The sequence below is a fragment of the Niastella populi genome, assembly GCF_002078015.1.
Classification (GTDB): domain Bacteria; phylum Bacteroidota; class Bacteroidia; order Chitinophagales; family Chitinophagaceae; genus Niastella; species Niastella populi.
This window is the reverse complement of the sequence record NZ_LWBP01000005.1, coordinates 1-3509: the sequence shown is the minus strand read 5'-3', so window position 1 is coordinate 3509 and position 3509 is coordinate 1. Positions and strand designations below refer to the sequence as shown.

Sequence of the window (3509 nt, the reverse complement as noted above, 5' to 3'; positions counted from 1 at the left end):
ACATAGGAATTTTGAATGGAAAACCTTCCAGGTCTGCTTCAACAGGTAAATACACTACAAATGCTGCATCCATAGCTTCGTTTTTTTTACAATAATAATTATTATAGCATAAGGATATATGTGTTGTATCTCAGGCAATGAACACAGCCAAAAATATAGGAGAATATAGACCGGCGCCTACGGTACAGAGAGGGTGATACAGTAGGGATTAAAACATAGGCGGGCTTTGTGACCGGGTTTACCAGTGGTTGCAATATGTATACAATAAAGCTAAACCCCGGATTAACCGGGGTTTAGCTTTTAAAAAAGCACAGCTATTAATTTTTGGTGAATAAAGATCCAATGCCTTCACTGTATATTTTAGAAACACTAAATCTTTTATTTACGGGTTGGCTTAACCATTACTTGTCCTCAACACAGGGAAGAACTTTATAAATTAATTTACCGTCCTTATATAAAAATTGCCAACTGGTAAATTCCTCTATAAAAGGCCATTCTATACTCTTACTTATTTCAATAAGATCTGCAGGATATTGGTTTACTTCGGACGCTTTACAATAACCTCTAATCCTGTCGCCCGTGAATATTATCCGGTTCCCGTAAAGAACTGTATCAAAATTATATTTAATTTTTTTAACATCTGGATATATATCAGCCAACTGAACAGACAGCGTATCACTTTTAACTTGCAGGTAAACACGTACAACTTTTGTGTCTTTTTTGAAACACTTTCTTGCCTCAATGAATTCCTTTATATTATCTTTTAAATTAGGGATTTCGTAACTGCCTTCATCTTTATCACTGCCACATGACAGAACAATAAACAATACAAATAGGATGTTATAATATTTCATCATTTTACTCCTGGTAATATATTCTCGTTGAATTGAAGAAAGAGTAGTTTCCAGTTGTACCATTATATAATCCAAATCTCACCGAATTCTTTTTATAATTGGTTTCGACATATTTAGCTTTTTCTCTGTCCCCCTCAATCGGCTCCGAGGGACTTCCCCAGGAAATCCTGATGGAAATTTTGCAAATGCGGGAGGATGACTATGAGTTATTTCATTTATTGTAAGATCTGACGTACTTGCTTTATCCAAATTGGCATCGATAAGGACATTCATACGATAAAGCCTATCTACCTTTTGACTGGTTGCGATCATTGTTTGTGTTTCTTTGCTGCCAGTATGACCGACTGTGATAGCCCCCCACTCTACATCAGAGTTTTTCGCTAAAAATCGAAATAACTCGTCTGCTTTCCCTTATCTTTAATGGGTGCCAATTGAGTGAATTGATCCCGGGCACCACTCATAATACTTGTCATAGGCTTATCCAGTATACCCTTTTCTACCTCAATACTTTTTTCCTTGTTAACACTGCCATCTTTATTTGTTGCATATAATTTATCTGTTTTATCATCTGTTTTTCTAACCAGTTCAAAATGCCCATCATGCTTCAGTTTATAGTCATCAGTCACTCCCATGCCATCCGGGTCTATAAATCTTATTGGATTATCAACTCCGTAATTATAAGGCGACCATTTTCTATAATTATCCGCCATCGGATCCACTACATGCCACCTCCCAATCTTCGCATCATACATTCTCGCACCATAATCATACCACTCTAAACCGCTACCATCACTAAACTCTCAATCCTGCATCTCTTTACCATTATACTCATATTTGTTGTCCAGGCTACCAATAGCCTTTGAACTTATCCCAGCCATCGTTAACCAAATGGATAATAGTGCATTTCCGCAATACATTTGTTGACAGGCTAATCACCTACTGCTTTTTTGAGTAATTTATTATTTTCCCATACAAATTCACAATGCAACTTCGGCTTTCCACTACTTTTCACCGTTACATATTTGTTACTTAACCTTCCTCTGATATATCCATATTCAATTAAAGTATCTTTTGACTTAACAGATATATCTTCAAGCTCTTCTACAAACTCATTTTTTAACCCCTCGGTAACAGACGGATAATAAGTATGATGAACAGTGAACCTAATAATTGAAGGCAATGCTGGCTGTTCGGAATACTCTTTTAAAAGGCCAATAATATATTTTATATTTTTATCCGGGGATTTATATGCTTTATTAAACACAAATTGATATCCTTCTAAAATATCAAGTTGTAAGGAGTCCTCGGCCACTTCGTATTTCAATGCTTTTTCTTTATACTCACCTTTAAAGCTTTCTATCACCTTCAATGTATCCTTCAACCAATCTTTAAAAAAAACATCACCTTGCAGATATTCGTTTTTCGACTTTTTTACTAGCTCCTTCCTGTTTTTAATAGTACAAGAAAGTATAGCCACAGATATAACTAAGAAAATCCTATATATGTATGGAGGCATCTATTTAAATTTTGTTTTATTCTGTATTCGCTCACCCCTACCACCCACTAAATTAGTATAAAGAGTTTTACCTATAATAGCTGTGGCTTTAATCTGGTAGTTTGTTTTTATATGAAAAGGTCGCAACCTTTACTCCTCTATTATTATCCGTCTTGTACTTCGTTAACAATTCTTTCAAATCACTACTCCAGGTGTAATTCCGATGATTGTTGGTTCTGCTACTTTGAATCAAATCAATTCCATCCCAAGAATTTGCTCCAGTTGAGTAATCTTTAAACCCTTCAAGACCGTTATAAAACTGAAAACCACTGATTACCGGGTGTAATCTATATACTTTTTCACTGTTCGCCGTTACATTGCTATTTGGGTTATTATTAAAAGGCGGGTTGCCGTTATTATTTGGATAATCCATTAAGCCAGTCGCCGTTGATTTGTTCACGATGTAATCACTTTTTAAATCGTAAAAGTCCTTCTCTATATACCGCATCAGTGCTGGCTGCCAGGTTGCCTTCCAGGGTGGCTGCGGGATTGATGCAGAGACTACGGTGTTCTATTTATAAATTTTTGAATATACCAACCGGGCCGCTACTTTGGTTGCATTTTTTTGATGATTGTGTCCTAACTCAATATGACAGTCGCTCTGTACACCATTTTTACTTTGTAGTCATTTACAGGACAGCATCTTGTGATTTTATATATCGAACTGTCCCGATGCCTGGTTACCCAGGTAATTTGCTCACTGGTAAAGCGGTTATAGGTAGAGTAATCCCTGTAGCCTTTATCAAACACCACCACTGAGCCTCGAGGCAATTGTACCTGCTTTAGAAATCTAGCATCTGAGGCTGCCGAAGCACTATAACGGATCATCACTGGCACATCGCTGCCGGCATGCAACAGGGTGTGTACTTGATGCCCCTTTTCGTTTCCCCTCTTTATTGGACAATCCCGAACCTTTTAATATCTCCTGAAATAATGCAATGCTGGTAGAATCAAATATATAGAGGTTGTTTTTCCTGGAACGCTTGCGGCTGTCCGGTAAAACCGGACTGTATTTGGCCAGTAACTTCAGATAAATCCTTTCAAATACCTCCGGATTGCGCCGGTTATTGGCATCAGCAATTGTACTGCGGCGCGGATGG

At 37.3% G+C, this 3509-nt stretch carries 6 protein-coding genes and 1 pseudogene; all 7 read right to left on the bottom strand.

Annotated elements, in window-relative coordinates:
- Positions 1-401: 401 nt before the first annotated feature.
- A complete protein-coding gene (locus tag A4R26_RS03770) occupies positions 402-857 on the bottom strand; it encodes a hypothetical protein (RefSeq protein WP_133054525.1) in 456 nt (151 codons plus the stop codon).
- Between the two features lie 75 nt (positions 858-932).
- A complete protein-coding gene (locus A4R26_RS36020) occupies positions 933-1205 on the bottom strand; it encodes a hypothetical protein (RefSeq protein WP_369332932.1) in 273 nt (90 codons plus the stop codon).
- A gap of 29 nt (positions 1206-1234) precedes the next feature.
- Positions 1235-1606: an RHS repeat-associated core domain-containing protein gene (locus A4R26_RS03760; protein ID WP_207625667.1), complete on the bottom strand. Its 372-nt coding sequence runs from the start codon at positions 1604-1606 to the stop codon at positions 1235-1237.
- Positions 1607-1782: 176 nt separating this feature from the next.
- Positions 1783-2370, bottom strand: coding sequence for a hypothetical protein (locus tag A4R26_RS03755; protein ID WP_081160652.1), 588 nt, complete (start codon positions 2368-2370; stop codon positions 1783-1785).
- A gap of 88 nt (positions 2371-2458) precedes the next feature.
- Positions 2459-2809 carry a hypothetical protein gene (locus tag A4R26_RS03750; RefSeq protein ID WP_133054524.1) on the bottom strand — a complete coding sequence of 117 codons (351 nt, stop codon included), beginning with the start codon at positions 2807-2809 and terminating at the stop codon, positions 2459-2461.
- Between the two features lie 179 nt (positions 2810-2988).
- Positions 2989-3237 (bottom strand): hypothetical protein, encoded by a 249-nt coding sequence (locus A4R26_RS36015; protein ID WP_369332931.1) that lies wholly within the window; start codon positions 3235-3237, stop codon positions 2989-2991.
- Positions 3224-3509: pseudogene (locus tag A4R26_RS35320) on the bottom strand (hypothetical protein); the annotation flags it as partial. The pseudogene A4R26_RS35320 and the gene A4R26_RS36015, both read right to left, overlap by 14 nt.

Coding starts and splice junctions, on each gene's coding strand:
- A4R26_RS03770 (WP_133054525.1), bottom strand. CDS start 857: ATGATGAAATATTATAACATCCTATTTGTATTGTTTATTGTTCTGTCA.
- A4R26_RS03760 (WP_207625667.1), bottom strand. CDS start 1,606: ATGTATGATGCGAAGATTGGGAGGTGGCATGTAGTGGATCCGATGGCG.
- A4R26_RS36015 (WP_369332931.1), bottom strand. CDS start 3,237: ATGATCCGTTATAGTGCTTCGGCAGCCTCAGATGCTAGATTTCTAAAG.
- A4R26_RS03755 (WP_081160652.1), bottom strand. CDS start 2,370: ATGCCTCCATACATATATAGGATTTTCTTAGTTATATCTGTGGCTATA.